17 protein-coding genes and 2 riboswitches are annotated in these 18,618 nt (G+C 37.9%); of the genes, 7 read left to right on the forward strand and 10 right to left on the reverse strand.

Going from position 1 to position 18,618, the window contains the following annotated elements; all coding sequences use genetic code 11:
* Positions 1–48: 48 nt before the first annotated feature.
* Complete coding sequence (locus AN161_RS20600) at positions 49–1,338, reverse strand: replication-associated recombination protein A (RefSeq protein WP_053596200.1); 1,290 nt, start codon at positions 1,336–1,338, stop codon at positions 49–51.
* A 214-nt stretch (positions 1,339–1,552) separates the two neighbouring features.
* Between AN161_RS20600 and AN161_RS20605 the strand changes: the two genes are divergently transcribed.
* From AN161_RS20605 to AN161_RS20620, 4 genes are all read left to right on the forward strand, one after another.
* On the forward strand, positions 1,553–1,972 hold the full coding sequence (locus AN161_RS20605; protein ID WP_053596201.1) for an Rrf2 family transcriptional regulator: 420 nt from the start codon (positions 1,553–1,555) through the stop codon (positions 1,970–1,972).
* A 105-nt stretch (positions 1,973–2,077) separates the two neighbouring features.
* Positions 2,078–3,226, forward strand: coding sequence for a cysteine desulfurase family protein (locus AN161_RS20610; protein WP_053596202.1), 1,149 nt, complete (start codon positions 2,078–2,080; stop codon positions 3,224–3,226).
* A 58-nt stretch (positions 3,227–3,284) separates the two neighbouring features.
* Entirely contained in the window at positions 3,285–4,409 is a 1,125-nt protein-coding gene (gene mnmA, locus AN161_RS20615) for a tRNA 2-thiouridine(34) synthase MnmA (RefSeq protein WP_053596203.1), read from the forward strand.
* A gap of 88 nt (positions 4,410–4,497) precedes the next feature.
* Complete coding sequence (locus tag AN161_RS20620; RefSeq protein WP_053596204.1) at positions 4,498–5,157, forward strand: tetratricopeptide repeat protein; 660 nt, start codon at positions 4,498–4,500, stop codon at positions 5,155–5,157.
* Between the two features lie 187 nt (positions 5,158–5,344).
* Here AN161_RS20620 and AN161_RS20625 read toward each other — a convergent pair whose 3' ends face one another.
* The 4 genes from AN161_RS20625 to hisA all read right to left on the reverse strand — a co-directional run bounded on the left by AN161_RS20625 (position 5,345) and on the right by hisA (position 7,624).
* Complete coding sequence (locus AN161_RS20625; RefSeq protein WP_053596205.1) at positions 5,345–6,088, reverse strand: GTP pyrophosphokinase family protein; 744 nt, start codon at positions 6,086–6,088, stop codon at positions 5,345–5,347.
* Between the two features lie 39 nt (positions 6,089–6,127).
* The gene (locus AN161_RS29030) at positions 6,128–6,340 is read right to left on the reverse strand and encodes a hypothetical protein (protein WP_143114946.1); all 213 of its coding nucleotides are present in this window, start codon (positions 6,338–6,340) and stop codon (positions 6,128–6,130) included.
* A gap of 232 nt (positions 6,341–6,572) precedes the next feature.
* A complete protein-coding gene (locus AN161_RS20630; protein WP_053596206.1) occupies positions 6,573–6,860 on the reverse strand; it encodes a hypothetical protein in 288 nt (95 codons plus the stop codon).
* Positions 6,857–7,624, reverse strand: coding sequence for a phosphoribosylformimino-5-aminoimidazole carboxamide ribotide isomerase (hisA, locus tag AN161_RS20635; protein WP_053596262.1), 768 nt, complete (start codon positions 7,622–7,624; stop codon positions 6,857–6,859). The genes AN161_RS20630 and hisA overlap by 4 nt, the downstream gene beginning before the upstream one ends.
* Before the next feature lie 188 nt (positions 7,625–7,812).
* Between hisA and AN161_RS20640 the strand changes: the two genes are divergently transcribed.
* On the forward strand, positions 7,813–10,245 hold the full coding sequence (locus AN161_RS20640; protein ID WP_053596207.1) for an ATP-dependent RecD-like DNA helicase: 2,433 nt from the start codon (positions 7,813–7,815) through the stop codon (positions 10,243–10,245).
* 204 nt (positions 10,246–10,449) lie between these two features.
* Here the strand turns inward: AN161_RS20640 and AN161_RS29035 are convergent, their stop codons facing one another.
* Both AN161_RS29035 and AN161_RS20650 read right to left on the reverse strand, forming a co-directional pair.
* Positions 10,450–10,773: a hypothetical protein gene (locus tag AN161_RS29035; RefSeq protein ID WP_143114949.1), complete on the reverse strand. Its 324-nt coding sequence runs from the start codon at positions 10,771–10,773 to the stop codon at positions 10,450–10,452.
* 221 nt (positions 10,774–10,994) lie between these two features.
* Positions 10,995–11,183, reverse strand: a complete 189-nt coding sequence (locus AN161_RS20650) for a hypothetical protein (RefSeq protein ID WP_053596209.1) — start codon at positions 11,181–11,183, stop codon at positions 10,995–10,997.
* A 345-nt stretch (positions 11,184–11,528) separates the two neighbouring features.
* Between AN161_RS20650 and hpaB the strand changes: the two genes are divergently transcribed.
* Positions 11,529–12,974 (forward strand): 4-hydroxyphenylacetate 3-monooxygenase, oxygenase component, encoded by a 1,446-nt coding sequence (gene hpaB / locus AN161_RS20655; protein WP_053596210.1) that lies wholly within the window; start codon positions 11,529–11,531, stop codon positions 12,972–12,974.
* A gap of 336 nt (positions 12,975–13,310) precedes the next feature.
* Here hpaB and AN161_RS20660 read toward each other — a convergent pair whose 3' ends face one another.
* The 3 genes from AN161_RS20660 to AN161_RS20670 are packed head-to-tail and all read right to left on the reverse strand — an operon-like array spanning position 13,311 to position 15,732.
* Entirely contained in the window at positions 13,311–14,084 is a 774-nt protein-coding gene (locus AN161_RS20660; RefSeq protein WP_053596211.1) for a CBS domain-containing protein, read from the reverse strand.
* Between the two features lie 18 nt (positions 14,085–14,102).
* Positions 14,103–14,807, reverse strand: coding sequence for an MgtC/SapB family protein (locus AN161_RS20665; RefSeq protein ID WP_053596263.1), 705 nt, complete (start codon positions 14,805–14,807; stop codon positions 14,103–14,105).
* A 58-nt stretch (positions 14,808–14,865) separates the two neighbouring features.
* Positions 14,866–15,732 carry a hypothetical protein gene (locus AN161_RS20670; protein WP_053596212.1) on the reverse strand — a complete coding sequence of 289 codons (867 nt, stop codon included), beginning with the start codon at positions 15,730–15,732 and terminating at the stop codon, positions 14,866–14,868.
* A gap of 348 nt (positions 15,733–16,080) precedes the next feature.
* Positions 16,081–16,249, reverse strand: a riboswitch (M-box (ykoK) riboswitch).
* Positions 16,250–17,262: 1,013 nt separating this feature from the next.
* A riboswitch (M-box (ykoK) riboswitch) is annotated at positions 17,263–17,431 on the forward strand.
* A gap of 238 nt (positions 17,432–17,669) precedes the next feature.
* Here AN161_RS20670 and AN161_RS20675 point away from each other — a divergent pair.
* Positions 17,670–18,605 (forward strand): magnesium transporter CorA family protein, encoded by a 936-nt coding sequence (locus AN161_RS20675; RefSeq protein ID WP_053596213.1) that lies wholly within the window; start codon positions 17,670–17,672, stop codon positions 18,603–18,605.
* Positions 18,606–18,618: the final 13 nt, after the last annotated feature.

An 18,618-nucleotide genomic window follows, 5' to 3' on the forward strand; every position in this document is an offset into this window, starting at 1 on the left:
TAAATAATCTTATAATATGTTTTTCGGTATCCTAGTCATATAGCGATATTACTTTTCATCCTTATGAAATGATTTAAGCTTTTCGTAGATTCCTGCCATTCGTTTTTCTTCACCTGCAATGACAGGCTTGTAAAATTCTGTGCCCACAAGCTCATCGGGTAAATATTGCTGGTCTACCCAGCCACCAAATGTTCCAATCGGGCTGTTATGGGGATATTGATAGCCTGTATGACCTAAATCTTTTGCCCCTTCATAATGAGCATCGCGTAAATGATGTGGGATATCGCCTGTTTTTCCTTCGTGAATGCTGGCAATTGCTGCATCGATGGCTGCAATTGCAGAATTGGATTTGGATGCAAGGCACATTTCAATGACAGCACTTGCAAGAGGAATACGCGCCTCAGGTAAGCCTAAACGCTCTGCTGCTTGTACGGCTGCAAGCATATGCGGCCCTACATCAGGATTGGCAAGGCCTATATCCTCATAAGCCATAACAAGTAAGCGCCTGCTGACAGCTACTAAATCACCTGTTTCCAATAAATGTGCTAAATAATACAATGCTGCATTCGTATCACTTCCACGAACAGATTTTTGCAACGCAGATAGCAAATTATAAAAATGCGACCCTTTTTTATCACCATAAACACCGATTCTTCCGATAAGATGCTCAATGATATGATCAGCTGCAATTGTTTGACCGTCAACTTCATCACTTGCATAATAAATCGATTCAAGCAAAGTCAATGCCTTCCGCGCATCACCATTAGCTGCTCCAGCAATTTGAGCAATTTGATCGTCTGTTAATGCAAAATGATGTTTACCTAGCCCGCGTTTTTCATCAGAAAGTGCTTTTCTAATAAGCTCGATTAAATTTTCTTTCGTTAAACGTTTTAGTTGATATATTTCTCCACAACGTGAGCGGATAGCGGGATTTACATCATGATACGGATTTTCCGTCGTAGCCCCAATTAATATGATTGAGCCATTTTCAACATGTGGCAACAAAGTATCCTGCTGTAATTTATTGAAACGATGAATTTCATCTAAAAAAAGTAGGACTTTCCCCGAGATTCGAGCTTCCTGTACAATATCCTCAACGTCTTTTTTACCAGCGCGAGTAGCATTAAGTGCGAAGAAGGGAAGCTTCGAGCTTCCTGCTACGGCATTCGCTATTGACGTTTTGCCAATACCTGGCTCACCGTATAGTAGCATGGATGGAATATGTTCATTTTGAATCATTTTATAAAGAGCGGTAGTAGGACCGATAAAATCTTGGTGTCCTACAATTTCATCAAGGGTTAATGGACGCATGCGATAAGCGAGTGGTTCATTATGCATTTAAAAAATTCCCCCTTTCAACAGTTTTCAATGATTTTTGATTGCTAAATGTTTTTTTGCGTTAAAATGAAGCGTTAATAGTATTTTGCCTAACTATAATAAGGCGTAATTAATAGTATATCATAACCTTCCAAGAGTATTTCCGAGTTCTTCAAGAGGAGATTATGATATACTGTTGGTAGTATTTTCGACTAGACTATTAGAGGGTGATAAAATGAAAATTTCTACAAAGGGCCGTTATGGGCTAACGATTATGATTGAATTAGCAAAGCATTATGGAGAAGGACCTATTCCACTACGAAAAATTGCTGCTGAAAAAGAACTTTCTGAAGCATACTTAGAGCAATTGGTATCACCACTACGTAATTCAGGCTTAGTTAAAAGTGTACGCGGTGCATATGGTGGGTACATGCTAGCGAATCCACCAAGTGAAATTTCAGCGGCTAATGTTATTAGTGTGTTAGAGGGTCCAATTCAGCCAGTAGAAGGAATTGAAAATGAAGAAGCACCTCAGCGAGAGTTGTGGCTTCGCATTCGCGATGCTGTGAAAAATGTATTGGATACAACGTCAATCGAGGATTTAGCGCAATATACTGAGGAAAATGTAGCGGAAGGCTATATGTTCTATATTTAATATGTTTAGGCTAAAGTACCGCTCCCTAAGTCGACGCAATGTCGTGCCATACCCTGTGGCAGGGATACGGATCTTTAGCGCTTTTCGTACAAAGGAGTTTTCAACATGAATTCATATATTTATCTCGATCATGCAGCGTCTTCGCCAATGAATGACAAAGTAATAGACGCTATGACTACAGCAATGCAACAGGTTTATGGAAATGCATCAAGTATTCATGGGGCAGGTCGAGAGGCGCGCAAATATTTAGATGATGCACGTGAAATATTAGCCAAATCAATTGGTGCTCAACCTGGGGAAATTATTATAACAAGTGGCGGAACCGAGGCGGATAATACGGCTATTTTTGGTACTGTATATGCACGTGCTGCGGAAGGGAAGCATATAATTACCACTCAAATTGAACATCACGCGGTGTTACATACTTGTGAAAAGCTTGAGCGAGATGGCTTTGATGTGACATATTTGCCGGTTGATGAAAACGGACGTGTTTCTGTAGAAGACGTGCGAAATGCATTACGTGAGGATACAATTTTAGTAACGATTATGTACGGCAATAATGAAGTTGGTACGATTCAACCGATTGCTGAAATTGGTGACTTGTTGCGTGAACATAAGGCTATTTTCCATACCGATGCTGTTCAGGTATATGGATTAGAGGCAATTAATGTTGCTGATTTACAAGTTGATTTACTAAGTGTTTCCGCACATAAAATTAATGGTCCTAAGGGGATTGGCTTCCTTTATCAAAAAGCAGGAACACCATTCACTAGTTATGCATTAGGGGGAGCACACGAGAAAAAACGTCGTGCAGGTACTGAAAATGTGCCTGCAGTGATTGGTTTTGCGACTGCGGTGCAAATTGCAAATGAATTGCGCGAAGAGAAGCGTGCACTATACAATCGCTTTAAGCAAATTATGCTTGATGTTTTCATGCAGGAAAAACTAGCATTTCATGTGAATGGAGATTTAGAACATACGCTTCCACACGTTTTAAATGTAAGTTTTTCTAGTATGGAAGTAGAGTCATTTCTAGTGAATCTTGATATGGCAGGTATTTGCGTATCAAGTGGTTCTGCGTGCACTGCTGGCTCCATTGATCCATCTCATGTTTTAGTTGCGATGTTTGGACAAGGGGCAGAGGAATTACGTAACTCAATCCGCTTTAGCTTCGGTCAAGATTTAACGGAAAATGATGTACAACATGCGGCTGAAAAAACAGCAGCGATTGTCAAAAGACTAGCGAAAAAATAATTTGCTAAAAACTGTAACGGGTTATAAAGGAATTTGATGAAAAGAAAAGGTGACCATAATGAAAGAAACACGCGACCCCTCACAAATTCGTGTTGTTGTCGGCATGTCTGGTGGGGTAGATTCTTCGGTTGCTGCATATTTACTAAAGCAACAAGGATATGAAGTAATCGGGATATTTATGAAGAACTGGGATGATACAGACGAAAATGGCGTTTGTACAGCTACAGAAGACTACGATGATGTTATTAAAGTATGTAATCAAATCGGGATTCCGTACTATGCAGTAAATTTTGAAAAGCAATATTGGGATAAGGTTTTCACATACTTTTTAGAAGAATATAAAGCAGGACGCACTCCAAATCCTGATGTTATGTGTAATAAGGAAATTAAATTTAAAGCGTTTTTAGAGCATGCGATGGATCTTGGAGCTGATTATTTAGCGACAGGTCACTATGCTCGAGTTGATCGTAGTGGAGATGGCGAAGTTAAAATGCTTCGAGGCATTGACAATAATAAAGATCAAACGTATTTCTTAAACCAATTATCGCAGGAACAATTGTCGCATGTAATGTTCCCAATTGGACATATTGAGAAAAAGGAAGTCCGTAAAATTGCGGAGGAAGCTGGGTTGGCTACAGCGAAGAAAAAGGATTCAACAGGAATTTGCTTCATTGGAGAGCGTAATTTCAAAGAATTTTTAAGTCAATATTTACCAGCTCAACCTGGTAATATGGAGACGATGGATGGAGTCGTAATGGGCAAACATGACGGATTAATGTACTATACACTTGGTCAACGTCATGGTCTTGGAATTGGTGGCGACGGTGAACCTTGGTTCGTACTAGGGAAAGATTTGGAACGTAATGTGTTACTTGTTGGACAAGGTTTCCATAACGATTCACTGTACTCTACGTCATTGACTGCTGTGAAAATGAACTATACTTCGACAAAAAAATTGCCCGGGAAATTTTCATGCACTGCAAAATTCCGCTATCGTCAAACGGATACACCGGTGGAAGTAGAAATTTTAGCGGATGGACGTACACATATTACGTTTGCTGAACCAGTTCGTGCAATCACACCTGGACAAGCTGTTGTATTATATGATGGTGAAGAATGTTTAGGTGGCGGTACAATCGACGAAGTCTTTAAAAATAATGAAAAACTAACATATGTAGGATAAAACGCGAAAAGACTGCTTATACTGCCTTTCCTGAATGAGGCGTATAGAATTTAGGCAGTCTTTCGCTACATAGAGGTGAACAAAAATAATGAATTTTAACGAGCAGGGCATTCAAGCATTTCAAGAAAAGCGCTACGAGGATGCTGCACAACTTTTTACACAAGCAATTGAAGAAGAACCTGAAAACGCAATTGGTTATGTGAATTTTGGAAATCTCTTAGCGGTCTTAGAGGATACTGAACGTGCAGAGCGTTTCTTTCAAAAAGCAATCACTGTTGATGAAACAGCAGCAACTGCTTATTATGGCTTAGCAAATTTATATTTTAATGCAGAACGATACGCAGAGGCAGTAAAGCTTTATGAGCAAGCATTAAAGCATAAAATTGAAGGCGCGGATGTTTATTATATGATGGGCAAATGCTTTGAGCGAATGGAAAATCCGAAGCTTGCACTGCCATATTTACAACGAGCGGCAGAACTTGCCCCAGAGGATAATCAAATTCGTCTGGCATATGCAATTGTGCTATGTGCTTTAGAAATGTTTGAAGATGGTAAGAAGGAATTAGATTACTTAATTGAACAGGATTGGAATAATGCAGATGCACATTATAATTTAGGTGTACTTTATGCAGTATCCACTGAACAAACAGAAGATGCTATGTACCATCTGAAACAGGCCTTTACATTACAGCCAGAATACGACCAAGCGCGTTATATTTACGATATGATTGCACAGCGATTTAACTAAAATACTAAAAGGATGCCGAAACTTACTTGAGGGCACTGAAAAACTAAAGAAATTCATTTTTTTATATTATAAATCTGTCTTTTGTTGGATTTAGAAACTCAAAAAAGTCGATTTGCATCACATTTTTTGTGGCAAATCGACTTTTTCAGTGCCTTCAACTTACTTCGGCATCCTTTTTAAATTTATTTTAGTCTTGTTCATCCTTAGAAGGATAATAAAATGGTAGCTGAGATAAATATTGTGCTAAATTCGCAATAGGGGTTGGATCTAATATTGCCGAATCTGCTTCGTTCGCTTTTAAAATATTTATTTCTTTATTTAGTCGTTCCATCTTTCGATCCAGTTCAGCTGCTTGAATGGCAGCCTCCTTCAATTCAAAACGGATATGTTCAGGTACTTCCTTGTTATATTTGTAATAGATTTTATGTTCAAGGCTTGCCCAGAAATCCATTGCAATTGTACGAATTTGAATTTCGGTATACACCTTCTCCATACGATCAGACATAAAAATTGGAATCTTAATAATAAGATGCAAGCTTTGATAGCCATTTTCTTTTGGATATGCAATATAATCCTTTACATCTATAACTTCTATATCATGTTGTGCTTGTAGCATCGCACTCACTTTATATATATCTTCTACAAAGGAGCATGTGATTCGCACACCTGCAATATCACGAATGCTTTCACGAATTGCTTCGATAGATGGCTCGAGGTTCTTTTTTTTGATCTTCATCAATATACTTTTTGGTGATTTTACTCGAGTTGATACATGTTCTATTGGGTTATATTCATGAATTAATTTAAACTCTTCTTGTAAAATATTTATTTTCGTTTCGATTTCATGTAAAGCAAATTTATACGCTAAAAAGAAGCGAGTTAACTCTGTTTGTAGGGTTTTTAAAGTGGTTGCTTCGAGTTCATTTTTCATACTTCATTAAATCCTTTCTTCTAATTAATAAGCGGACTACTAATAACTAAATTTATGGATCATCACCATAACGTGTGGTTGATTTCCATTCCGACTGAGCGCTTTGTTGCTGTCGCTTCGCTTTCGCACAGATAAAACAATTGTAGCTGTCGCTATGCTTTCGCTACAGAAAACATTTGTTGTTGCTGTCGCTTCGCTTTCGCACAGATAAAACATTGTTGCTGTCGCTTCGCTTTCGCACAGATAAAACATTGTTGCTGACGCTTCGCTTTCGCGCAGAGCTTCCTGGGGGCGCCGATGAGCCGCTTCACTCGCGTTCCTCTATCGCTAATCCCAAGGAGTCGCGCAGCCTCCACTCCAATCAATTTTCTCACTACTATTAGCTTAACAAAAATAACTACTAAATAGAAATATGTGCTCTGACACTAAGTATAGTATTCTTGATATGAAAATAAAAAAAAGGGGTGTTTAGTCCCCTTAGTAATTAAACGATAATTTCAGCATTTAAGTTGTATCGTTTATTAAATTCATCCACGAATATTTGTAAATCGATATAAATGCCAATATAAGGCTCTGTTTCTTGGTCACGTAGGAAACCGCATGTTGCCTTTAATGATTTCGAAAACTCAAGCAGCATTTGTTCATTATCTAGCTGCACGTGCAACGAAAGAGAATTATCTTTTGTATTTACCTTGAAATATTTACCATCAATAATGCGTTCTAAATTTGTTTCTTGAAAAGGAAAAACATAATCCTTATATATTAACTTCACAATACCCCGCCTTTTTTGCAATACTTCACCGCGTCTGAATATGGTAAATCTCCACCAAAAATTGAAAGAGCGCTACCAATTGTAACATGAAGCTTACCATTTGCTATTTTTTTAAATTTCTCTAAGTCGTCTAGAGAACGGATTCCACCAGCATATGTTGTTGGATTTGTTGTCCAAGCGGCTAAATCACGCACTAAGCTTTCCTGCATACCGCCTTTTTTTCCTTCTACGTCAACAGCGTGAATGAGTAGTTCATCACAGAAATTTTCGATATAGGCAATGGATTCAGCATTTACTTCGAAATCACTAAACTTTGTCCATTTATCAGTAACAACAAACCATTTCCCATCGCGCATACGGCAGCTTAAATCGATGACAAGATGCTGTTTACCGATAATCTGTACTAATTTTTTTAGTCGATCTAAATTGAGCTTACCATCATAGAATATAAATGATGTGACAATAACATGGGATGCACCCGCATCAATATACTTTTTTGCATTTTCTGTGGTGATGCCGCCACCAACCTGCAAACCTAGAGGGTATGCCGCTAGTGCTGCTAATGCGGCTTCTTCGTTTCCATCACCAAGCATAATGACGTGACCACCTGTTAATTGATCTTTGGCAAACATTTTTGCATAATAGCTAGAGTCATGATTTGAAATAAAGTTTTCGATGACCTCTTGATCTGTATGCCCCAATGTGCTGCCTACAATTTGTTTTACTTTGCCATCGTGTAAATCGATGCAAGGTCTAAATTCCAATAGCTTCACAATCCTTCCGCGCAACAAATTCTTCTCTATCATAGCATGGAAAGGTTGATAATAGACGTGAAATGTCATTTGTCAAAATAATGTTAAAGAATTTAGTGAATTCTCTTTTTAAACGATTTTTCAAGTTTGGGTGTGGTAAAATATAATGATTGAAATGAACGGGAAAGGACGAACCGAAAATGGCAGATAATCTTGATTTATTTGAACTAAATAAATTTTTTATACTCGGGCGTCCAATCGTCTCTATCTTCCATAATGCACAAAATATGTATTCGATAGTTCGTGTGAAAATTCAAGAGACCAACTTACAGTATGAGGATAAAGAAATAATAGTTGTTGGATACTTTCCGCCGTTACAGATGGATGAGCAATATCGTTTTACAGGTTTATTGAAACAACATCCAAAATATGGTGTGCAATTTCAAATTGAGACGTTTACAAAAGAAGTGCCAGCTACAGAGCAAGGAATTATACACTACTTATCGAGCGATTTATTTGTTGGAATCGGGAAAAAAACGGCTGAAACAATTGTAGAGAAGCTAGGGGCAAATGCTTTGCGTCTTATTTTAGAGGACCCAAATGTGCTTGATGTTGTACCACGCTTATCTGCTGAAAAAAAAGAAGTTATCCATCGTACGATTGAACAAAATCTAGGCTTAGAACGAGTGATGATTCAACTTAATGAATGGGGTTTTGGACCACAGCTCGGCATGAAAATTTATCAAACATATCGGACAGAGGCAATTGAATTATTAACTGAAAATCCATACCGCCTTATTGAAGATGTTGAGGGTGTAGGTTTCTTTCGTGCGGATGAGTTAGGTTCAAAATTAGGGATTACTGGTAATCATCCAGACCGTATTAAGGCGGCGATTTTACATACTCTGAATATAGCAGCTTTATCGGACGGGCATGTATATTTAGATGCAGAACATGTTTTACCGCTAGTAAAAGATATGCTTGAGCAAAGCCAACGAGAGGAAATTCCTTTTGAGACCATTTCTAAAGCTTGCATCGAATTGCGTGAGGAAAATAAAATTTGTGGGGAAGAAACGAGATTATATTTACCATCTCTATATTTCTCAGAAGTCGGAATTGCATCAAAAATAGTAGCTTTAATCGAACGTAACAATAAGGCTGAGCATTTTAGCAAGGACGAAATACGCAAAACGATTGGTGAAACTGAAGAAATGCTTAATGTCGCATATGCCGAAACACAAGCGAATGCTATTGAACAGGCCTTAAACTCAGCCGTTATGATTTTAACTGGTGGACCTGGTACTGGTAAAACAACTGTTGTTCGGGGTGTAGTAGAAGTGTATGCAAAGCTACACGGACTATCATTAAACCCGAAGGAATACGCACAAAAAGAAGAGCCCTTTCCGATTATTTTATGTGCTCCAACAGGACGTGCTGCCAAGCGTTTATCGGAATCAACAGAACTTCCAGCAATGACAATTCATCGACTGCTAGGCTTTACTGGCCAGGAGAAAGAGGAAGAAACTGAGCGTGAGGTTACAGGGAAACTCATTATTGTAGACGAAATGTCGATGGTTGATACTTGGCTCGCGCATCAATTATTAAAATCCTTGCATGAGGATGTTCAAGTTGTATTTGTTGGCGATCAAGATCAGCTTCCACCGGTAGGACCAGGACAGGTGTTAAAGGATTTGTTGGCTTCCGGGCAAATACCTACTGTTGAATTAACAGATGTATATCGGCAAGCAGAGGGCTCAACGATTATTGAACTTGCTCATCAAATTAAACGTGGTAATATCACAAATGACCTAACGTTAAAAACGACGGACCGTTCATTTATTAAAGCCTCTTCAGATCAGGTAGCAAACGTTGTCACACAAGTTGTGAAAAGTGCGGTTGCCAAAGGTCAAGAAATTCGTAATATCCAAGTGTTAGCACCAATGTACAAAGGTCCCGCAGGAATAGACAATTTAAATAAAATGATTCAGGATCTTATTAATCCAAACGATACTGGTACTAGAAAAGAGCTCGTCTTTGGTGATGTCACATATCGCATAAAGGATAAAGTTTTACAGCTTGTTAATCAACCAGAGAGCAATGTTTTTAATGGTGATATGGGTGAGGTAATCAGTATTATTAAGGCAAAGGAAACAATTGAGAAACAAGATTTGCTTGTTGTGTCATTCGACGGTATTGAAGTAACTTATCAGCGTAGTGAACTCAATCAATTGACACTTGCCTACTGTTGTTCAATTCATAAATCGCAAGGCTCTGAGTTCCAAACAGTTATAATGCCGGTTGTACGTGGCTATTCTAAAATGTTACGTCGTAATTTGTTATATACAGGTATTACGCGTGCAAAAAATTTCTTGATTTTATGTGGTGAGCCGGATGTGTTAGCAGATGGCTTACAGCGTACGGATGATTTACAGCGCTTTACGTCTTTACGTGCAAGGCTCAATCCAATGAATGTGGTAGAGGAAGTTGCAGAAGTAGAAACGGTTCCAATGAACGAGGATTTACAGAAAGAAAAAACATCAATTGATTTCAAGTTAACGGTAGAAACGGAGCCATATATCCATCCATTGATTGGAATGGATGGTGTCTCACCGTATGATTATTTAGATGATTAAATTTTTTTTATGATGTGAATAAAGTGGAACGCATATTATTAACGCTTGTCCAGTAATCAAAAAACAACATTTGAACAATTCCAAAAGATGGTTCTACCATATGTGCAACAAAAACTTTACCCGATCAATTCGAATTGATCGGGTTTTTTTGCATAGTGTTGAAAAACAAAATGGTCAAGAAATCTTTGTGAATGTTGTGGCGCTTTAATGAGGGGGATTTCCGTTCCAGGCTACTCGCTTTCCTGTGGCGAGCGTCGAGCCGCTTCCTTTGCCGCTGACACTTCGTTTTCGCGCAGATAAACATTGTTGCCGCTGACACTTCGTTTTCGCGCAGATAAACATTGTTGTTGCTGCCGCTTCGCTTTCGCGCAGATAAACATTGTTGTTGCTGCCGCTTCGCTTTAGATAAACATTGTTGTTGCTGCCGCTTCGCTTTCGCGCAGATAAACATTGTTGTTGCTGCCGCTTCGCTTTCGCACAAAAAACATTTGTTGTTGCTGTCGCTTTGCTTTCGCACAGATAAAACATTGCTGAAGTTTCGTTTTATCACTATAAATTAAAGTAACATGCCAGAAGATATATGCTAAGTGAAGCGGCTCATCGGACACCCCAAGGAAAGCGCTCGGTCGGAATGGAAATCATCCCCTCGTTTTGCCGAAGAGCCATACTTTTTTTAATGACACAATAGTTTTTCAACAGCATGAAAAAAGCCGTGTCTATAGATGCGACTTTTTGCTAAACGTTTGAATTTAGTGGAGACCAACTAAGTGATGTTTCACTACTTCATATGCTTGGCAAACATTTTTAAATTGATCTTTTTCTTTGGCAATCATATCTGAAGCAATAGAAAATAAAAGATTTTCTTCATTATGATCCTCCATTTTATTCATTAAAGCAGCTTCCATTTTCGCTACGTACGAGATGATTTGATGATTCATATATATTCTCCTTTAATAAAAAGATGTATTTGCTTTGGTTACGAAGTTATCTTACACCTGCATATATAAAAAATCTAGCAACTCTGTACTAGTCGGAGATGACTTTTTTGTGAATGTGACGCAAAATTGAACTTGTATAAAAAGCGCTAATTGAAACCGTTTTTATCTAAAGTAACTGAAAAATTGTACAATAAAGGTGGGTTTTTAGCTGTATTTATAAAGTAGTACAGTTTAGGTGATTTGGAGGTTTGATATAATACAGTTGTCTAAATAGGAACCGAATATTAGGGGGTTTCATATACTAAATGAGTATAAAAACAATTTGTAACGTTTAGGGGTGATTGCATGCCAGTAATTACAGGAAAGCAATATATTGACCGTATTGACGCTTTACAAACATATATTTCGATTGATGGGGAAGTTGTCACAGGCAAGGTGTCGGAGCATCCAGCATTTAAGGGAGTTATGCAGAGTCAGGCAAGGCTTTTTGATTTACAAAATGAAAAGGCATTGCTTGAGAGGATGACATATGTGTCACCAACGAGTAATAAGCGCGTAGGTATGTCTTTCCTTCAAGCGAAGACAGTTGACGATCTCGTGAAAAGACGTAATGCAACACGAGAATGGGCATTATCCACTCATGGCCTTATGGGGAGAAGTCCAGATTACATGAATACGACACTAATGGCACTAGCATCGGTTGCGGAATATTTGAAAGATAAGAAAAATTGCTTCCCGCAGCATTTATTAAAATTTTATGAGTATGCTCGTGAGAACGATTTGACTATGACACATACATTTATCGAGCCACAAGTAAACCGTCAAAAATTTTATTTTGAAGATGAAGATGTTACAATTGCTGCTAAAATTGTAGATAAAACGAGTGAGGGGTTAGTAATTAAAGGGGCGAGATTACTAGCGACACAGGGAGGAATTACAGATGAACTCCTTGTTATATCAACAAATGGTTATGATGAAGGAAAAGGCTTTGCTTTCTCAATACCAAGTAATACAAAAGGTTTAAAGTTTTTATGTAGACAATCATTTGTCGGAGGGGAATCGGTTTTTGATTATCCATTAAGTAGTCGTTACGAGGAAATGGATGCAATCGTTGTATTTGATAATGTTGTAGTACCGTGGGAACGCGTCTTTTATTATGAGAATGTGGAAGTTGCTAATAACTTTTTGAACGTAAGTGGTTTTCAAACATATGGTTTACATCAAGTTCTTACACGTCAAATTGTCAAAACAGAATTTGTCTTAGGTGTTGTACAGTCAATTGTAAATACGATCAATATCGGCGAATACCAACATGTGCAGCAAAAAGTTGTTGATATTATCGTGACATTAGAAACGATGAAGGCCTTACTGTTAAAGTCTGAAATAGAAGCAAAAAAAGATGCTTTTGGTTTTATAAGACCCGACCATGCGACCGTACAAGTAGCTATTCAGATTTTCCCTAAAGTGTATCCGACCTTTACAGAAATTATCCAACTACTTGGCGCAAGTGGATTAATGTCCATTCCAAATGAAAAAGCCTTTGCAGCGGATGACGGTGACCTTGAGCATTATTTACAGTCTTTTCAGGATGGTGGAGAGGAGCGCGTCAAAAAATTCCGTTTAGCCTGGGATTTAACGATGAGTAACTTTGGTACACGACAAACACTGTATGAGCGCTTTTTCTTTGGTGACCCAGTCCGTTTAGCCACTGCACTTTATAAAACTTATAATAGAGAAGAATTAGTTAATAGAGTAGAAAGTTTTTTAAAAAATAATAAGCATGTTGATTAGGAAAATATAGGTTTATTATTGAGTGATAGAAGGATTTTTTTGTTGATACTTTGCTAATATATGTCCATTTTAACTGATTGTAGCGTAGGGCTACTCGAGTGCTCCTGTCGCTTCGCTTTCGTCGCAGAGCAAAGCTTCCGCGGGAAAGCGAGTAGCCCGTAGCGGAAATCAGAGCCTTCTAATTAATCGAGATGGATAAAAATGGTTAATCAACACACCTGGAAAAATAATAATTAATTTTGAAGAAGTAACTGTTTAAACTAGTCTAAACAGTTACTTCGCTTTGAGCATGATTTACAGTAAAAAATATCAATTCCATAAGAAATGTTAGTATCCTTATAGATAAGACAGCACATCATCAAAAGTAACGATTCCAAGGAGTTCATAGTTCTCTGTTACTACAGGGACTGCTAAAAGAGCATACTTGCGTATGATTTGGATTACCTCGGATTGGTTTGTATCGGCAGACACTGAAATGATTCCAGCGTTCATAATTTCAACCATTCGACATTCTGGAGCAGAAATAATTAGCTCTCGTAATGATACGACTCCAAGTAATTGTTTATTTGAATCTGTAACATATAAGTAGTAAAAAGTTTCGGCATCTACTTCGTTATGCTTTAGGCGCTCAAAAACATCGATTACTGAGTCATCTTTTGCAACTGTTACTACGTCTGTTGTCATCAAGGATCCGATTGTTCCTTTTTTGTATTTAAGCAATTGTTTAATATCATCGGCTTCATCTTTTTCCATCCGTTCTAAATAAAAGTCAGCTTCTTTATATGATAGTAGTCCAAAAAAATCTGTAGCGTCATCTGGAGGTAAATCATTTAACATCTCCACTGCAAACGGACGGTCAAGTTCTATAATGCATTTTTTCTGCAAGGATGGTTCTAGCTCACTAAAAATTTCTCCAAATTCACAAGGAGTTAAAAAAGAATAAATTTTGAAGCGTCTTTCCTCACTGAGTTCGATAAAAAATGTTGCTTGATCCATAGGGTGTAAATCTAGAAAATCCTTTCGAAAAGAATCTTTTTTTCCATCTTTTAAAGATTGCAACATGTAGTATGTGTACTCTTCTTTATATTTATATTGATTTAGTCTAATCATTTTAGATGCTCCTCTCTATTACAAATCCTCAATTTCGACACTAAGAACGTGATCAATCTTTTTGACATAATAATAAATTTCCGTCGTATATTGATCTTCTGGTACGGAAAGAACTAAGTCAATTAATTGGTGATCATTATCAATATCTTTGAGCTTAAAATGCCGAATTTTATACTCTATTTTTTTAGATAGTTCATTTTGTCCTCTATGCTCAATCATTTTAATTAATTCAGTCATACGATAATTAGATTCCACTATAATCTTTAATGAGATTTCCTGGCGATTGAGAGTTGATAGACCTAAAGTTTTAATGAGAAAAGGGACAATGTTGACAGCCCCCATCAAGAGGATTACAGCACATGTTGCTTCTAGATAAAACCCCGCCCCAATAGTAATTCCAAGGGCAGAAGCTGACCAGATTAGCGCAGCGGAAGTAAGGCCGGAAATAACCTCGTTACTTCTTCGTAAAATAACGCCAGCACCAATGAAACCAACCCCACTTACAATTTGAGCGGCAAGTCGCATTGGATCCATATTCGGATGATTTGCACCTCCGAATTTTCCGAATGCTTCTATGGAGACGATTGTTAGTAAACAACTAGCAATACAAATGACCATACTAGGTCTTAGGCCAAGTTGTTTTTGTTTAATCTGTCTGTCAATCCCAATCAATAATCCGAATAGTAAAGCCATACTTAGCTTGATTATCATTTCTACTGTCATTGTCACTATCATTATCGATCACCTCTTCAATGTCTTCACTTCTGTTTGTAGAATGCCACTAAAATAAAAAAATAATATCAATTTCGCCTTGGCGTAATTGTAGCTGTCGCTTCGCTTTCGCTACAGAAAACACTTGTAGCTGTCGCTTCGCTTTCGCTACAGAAAACACTTGTAGCTGTCGCTTCGCTTTCGCTACAGAAAACACTTGTAGCTGTCGCTTCGCTTTCGCTACAGAAAACACTTGTAGCTGTCGCTTCGCTTTCGCTACAGAAAACACTTGTAGCTGTCGCTTCGCTTTCGCTACAGAAAACACTTGTAGCTGTCGCTTCGCTTTCGCTACAGAAAACACTTGTAGCTGTCGCTTCGCTTTCGCTACAGAAAACACTTGTAGCTGTCGCTTCGCTTTCGCTACAGAAAACACTTGTAGCTGTCGCTTCGCTTTCGCTACAGAAAACACTTGTAGCTGTCGCTTCGCTTTCGCTACAGAAAACACTTGTAGCTGTCGCTTCGCTTTCGCTACAGAAAACACTTGTAGCTGTCGCTTCGCTTTCGCTACAGAAAACACTTGTAGCTGTCGCTTCGCTTTCGCTACAGAAAACACTTGTAGCTGTCGCTTCGCTTTCGCTACAGAAAACACTTGTAGCTGTCGCTTCGCTTTCGCTACAGAAAACACTTGTAGCTGTCGCTTCGCTTTCGCTACAGAAAACACTTGTAGCTGTCGCTTCGCTTTCGCTACAGAAAACACTTGTAGCTGTCGCTTCGCTTTCGCTACAGAAAACACTTGTAGCTGCCGCTTCGCTTTCGCTACAGAAAACACTTGTAGCTGCCGCTTCGCTTTCGCTACAGAAAACACTTGTAGCTGTCGCTTCGCTTTCGCTACAGAAAACACTTGTAGCTGTCGCTTCGCTTTCGCTACAGAAAACATTTGTAGCTGCCGCTTTGCTTTCGCACAGATAAAAAAGCTCCCATAAAAAAGGGAGCTTCTTGCTTAGAATGTATCTTGTTCGAAGTACACATCAATAAACCTATCTTAATATTTCTAATTTAATGTAAATTAATAATCAGATTATTAATGAAAGGGACATGTGCGGACTGAACACAAAAACTCTGCCTTTTGCCGTATTTGAATTATTTAAAAATATGAATTGCCATATCGAATAACTATCCATCACATGTTTCCCCCTTTTAAGTCAAATAAAATAAAAAAACCCTCTAACGATTTAGAGGGGGTGAAAAGCGCGCAAAAAAAACAAAAAAACACAAAAAAGCACTTTCGATTCCCCCTAGTCGAGTTTTAGCACTATACACCGTAAAGAAATGGAATCATCTCTTAGCTATGAAAAGCCTTAATCCGGCAGTTCCTGTTCTACCCATGGGCATCTTTCGATATTTCTGGGCAGTGGCCTATGTTTGCATAGGAGCCTCACCTAACGAGGACTTATTGTTTTCAGGTGAATTGTACTCTGAATAATTTTTATTGTCAACAACCAATTATTTATTTTTCTGAAAGTTAAAATCTTAAAACTGTATCAGGGAAATAGTTTATCTTCATTCAGCAAATGTTTTAGTAGCGAAAGCAAAGCGTCAGTAGCAGGATGTTGGTCACGAAGACGTTATCACAGGGATGCTTTTAGCCCACGTTCCTCTACTGCCCTCGCTCCAGGTACTCATTTGTGACGCTGTGATCCCCAATGAGTCGCCCAGCCTCTATTCCAATCTACTTATACAAATGACATACGTTTTAACAAATGTTATTTCTAATTTTTGGTGATGAGCCTTATTTTTATGCTTACAAAGGCATGTCTTTCAACCTCAAATCAAATTATGGGGTTGAAGTGAATAAACAGATTTGTGCAATCACTATTTATGATAATCAATAGCCTCTGTAACAATCTAAAGCTGTTAAGTTCTTTTCATAATACGTATGTTTCTTGGATTCGAATTGCTTTAGCTGAACAAAAAATACAGTTGATTTACTTAGTTTCAATGCCTCGATATAAGATTAAAAAATTTTTGTTAATCTAAAAAGGGTCAAGACTAAACTCTGCTCTTGATTAAAAAAGTAGGTTATGAAAACGCATGGAGGCGAGAGGGAGGACACGCCCGCGGGGAATGTGCAGTTAAGTACATATTTTGGTGAAGAGCCTCTAAAATATATCCTTTTGGTGATATGTGAGTCGCTAGGTTAACAGCGTAAAAGTTTCTCATCACTTCTTCACTTGAACAACTGAATGGAATAGAGAAAGTGGTTTAAAACAGAGTATAAATATAAATTACGAATGTTTTTTATCTGTCTTGATTAAAATTTTTTTTGTAAACTACAGCAAATTTTAAAGTGAAGACTCCTCCATTCACCGCTTGTTTTAAACAGAAATTTGTAATAAAAAGTACTTTGGGAATATTAATATACTCTTGACAAATTTAAAAATAGGGATTACGATGGCGAGGAAATTAAATATTACCTCGTTAGGTGAGGCTCCTATACAAACATAGGCCACTGCCCAGAAATATCGAAAGATACCCATGGGTAGAACAGGAACTGCCGGATTAAGGCTTTTCATAAGGTGGCTAAGAGATGATTCCATTTCTTTACGGTGTGCTAAAACTCGACTAGGGGGAATCGAAAGTGCTTTTTTGTGCTGCTTTATTTTTTGTGCACTTTTTTATACCCTCTAGGACTCCTAGAGGGTTTTTTAGTTTCCAAAAAAGAATCTTATTACACATTGCCCTTTTAGCAAGAGAATAAGAGTTCACTTTCAGAAAGGAGGGGGTCAAGATGGAGAGTCCAAGTATGACCGATGGAGATAGTAGGAGTAAAAAACTAAGATCTGTTTTAATTCAACAGATTAGGAGGACGATTCGATGCTTAAAATCTATAAAAGTGGCGGAGAAGGGCTACTGCAAGAACAGTCCAAGATCGTTCAGGGTAGCTGTGTATATCTCACGGAACCATCAGAAGAGGAGATTCAGTACGTTGTTAGTCACCTTGGAGTACCAATTGACTTTATCAGTGACTCCCTCGATATTGATGAACGATCACGTGTAGAAAAAAATGGGAATGATTTTTTGATGATTGTCAATGTGCCAATAAAAATGCCAAATGGTGAAGTTATACCATATAGGACAATTCCGATTGGTATTATTCAAACAAATGATGTAATTGTTATAATTTGTCGCGTCAATCATCCTATTTTACAGGAATTTAGCAATATTCTTGTTAAGGATATTTACCCCAATATGAGCGCATCTTATATTTTACAGCTATTGCTTGTTTCGGCCCGTTACTATTTACATTGCCTTGATGATATTGATCAAAAAGTTATTGTATCTGAAAAAATAATACAAAAATCGATAAAAAACAGTGAAGTGTATACTTTGCTCAATATAAATAAAAGTCTTGTTTATTTCTCAAAGGCGCTAAAAGTCAATCTTGTGATGCTGAAAAAATTGTCAAGAGTGCTGAACTTGGAGATGAACGAAGAAGATGAAAAACGGATGCAAGCTACTTTTAATGAGATGCAGCAAGCATTCGATACATCACAAATTTACAACGAAAATTTAAGTAATTTAATGGACGCTTATTCTGCTGCAATTGAAATTAACCTTAGTGTCGTAGTGAAAGTTTTAACTGCTTTTACGATTATCTTGACGTTTCCGACGATGGTCGCAACGATATATGGGATGAATTTCCCATTACCAAAGCAGGATGAAGAATACGCATTAGCAGTCCTTATGTCCATCTCCACAGTCATTAGCTTGTTGACAGGATGGATATTTTACAAAACAAAGCTATTTTAAAAGAGAAAGTGAG

It is taken from the genome of Lysinibacillus sp. FJAT-14222 (assembly GCF_001278875.1).
Lineage (GTDB): Bacteria > Bacillota > Bacilli > Bacillales_A > Planococcaceae > Lysinibacillus > Lysinibacillus agricola.

What these genes read in the sequence shown, in the direction of transcription:
- AN161_RS20640 (WP_053596207.1), top strand. Translation starts at nt 7,813, where the DNA reads ATGGCAGATAATCTTGATTTATTTGAACTAAATAAATTTTTTATACTC.
- AN161_RS20670 (WP_053596212.1), bottom strand. Translation starts at nt 15,732, where the DNA reads ATGTTTTCTGTAGCGAAAGCGAAGCGACAGCTACAAGTGTTTTCTGTA.
- AN161_RS20675 (WP_053596213.1), top strand. Translation starts at nt 17,670, where the DNA reads ATGCTTAAAATCTATAAAAGTGGCGGAGAAGGGCTACTGCAAGAACAG.
- AN161_RS20600 (WP_053596200.1), bottom strand. Translation starts at nt 1,338, where the DNA reads ATGCATAATGAACCACTCGCTTATCGCATGCGTCCATTAACCCTTGAT.
- AN161_RS20665 (WP_053596263.1), bottom strand. Translation starts at nt 14,807, where the DNA reads ATGACAGTAGAAATGATAATCAAGCTAAGTATGGCTTTACTATTCGGA.
- AN161_RS20625 (WP_053596205.1), bottom strand. Translation starts at nt 6,088, where the DNA reads ATGAAAAATGAACTCGAAGCAACCACTTTAAAAACCCTACAAACAGAG.
- mnmA (WP_053596203.1), top strand. Translation starts at nt 3,285, where the DNA reads ATGAAAGAAACACGCGACCCCTCACAAATTCGTGTTGTTGTCGGCATG.
- AN161_RS20650 (WP_053596209.1), bottom strand. Translation starts at nt 11,183, where the DNA reads ATGAATCATCAAATCATCTCGTACGTAGCGAAAATGGAAGCTGCTTTA.
- AN161_RS20660 (WP_053596211.1), bottom strand. Translation starts at nt 14,084, where the DNA reads ATGATTAGACTAAATCAATATAAATATAAAGAAGAGTACACATACTAC.
- hpaB (WP_053596210.1), top strand. Translation starts at nt 11,529, where the DNA reads ATGCCAGTAATTACAGGAAAGCAATATATTGACCGTATTGACGCTTTA.
- AN161_RS20605 (WP_053596201.1), top strand. Translation starts at nt 1,553, where the DNA reads ATGAAAATTTCTACAAAGGGCCGTTATGGGCTAACGATTATGATTGAA.
- AN161_RS29035 (WP_143114949.1), bottom strand. Translation starts at nt 10,773, where the DNA reads ATGTTTTATCTGTGCGAAAGCAAAGCGACAGCAACAACAAATGTTTTT.
- AN161_RS29030 (WP_143114946.1), bottom strand. Translation starts at nt 6,340, where the DNA reads ATGTTTTATCTGTGCGAAAGCGAAGCGACAGCAACAATGTTTTATCTG.
- AN161_RS20610 (WP_053596202.1), top strand. Translation starts at nt 2,078, where the DNA reads ATGAATTCATATATTTATCTCGATCATGCAGCGTCTTCGCCAATGAAT.
- AN161_RS20620 (WP_053596204.1), top strand. Translation starts at nt 4,498, where the DNA reads ATGAATTTTAACGAGCAGGGCATTCAAGCATTTCAAGAAAAGCGCTAC.